Genomic DNA, 473 nt, shown 5'->3' on the forward strand with positions numbered 1-473 from the left:
ATCTTCATGCCGCCGTGGCCGGCGTGGGCCTGCGGGGCCACCGTCTCGGGCTGGTTCCACTCGTGGAGCCAGCGCCGCATGTCGTCGACCTCGGTCCGCTGGGTCACCTCGATCGCCGCCGCCAGCTCCCGCAAACCGGGCGGGACCGGGCGGGCCGAAGCCAGCCGGACGATCTCGATCCCTTGCTGGTTCTGGGGAATCAGCATCTGCAGGAACATCACGTCGGCCGCGTTGTAGGTCGGGGCGGCCGTCGTCGCGCAACCGGTCAGGAGCAGCGCGACGACGGCCAGGACCACTCTCACTGGCGCTGCCAGAGCGCCGGGGTGTTCGGCGGCTCCCAGCCCGCGATCGCCGTGTGCGGCTGGATGCAGCGGTAGCTCGCGCCGCCGTACGTCACGACGTCGCCCGCCTTGTACGCCGTCCCCGCCGCCCAGGTGCCACCCGTGGGCGGAGCGGTGGTCGTCGTGGTGGGC

2 protein-coding genes are annotated in these 473 nt (G+C 72.5%); both read right to left on the bottom strand.

What is annotated here, in order from left to right; all coding sequences use genetic code 11:
• Positions 1-302 (bottom strand): DUF305 domain-containing protein (locus tag CCN39_RS11500; RefSeq protein WP_244210729.1); only part of this gene is annotated, 302 nt, incomplete at its 3' end.
• On the bottom strand, positions 299-473 hold a 175-nt coding region (locus tag CCN39_RS51655; RefSeq protein WP_341867705.1), incomplete at its 5' end, for a carbohydrate-binding protein. The genes CCN39_RS51655 and CCN39_RS11500, both read right to left, overlap by 4 nt.

Source organism: Amycolatopsis kentuckyensis, from assembly GCF_002155975.1.
Lineage (GTDB): Bacteria > Actinomycetota > Actinomycetes > Mycobacteriales > Pseudonocardiaceae > Amycolatopsis > Amycolatopsis kentuckyensis.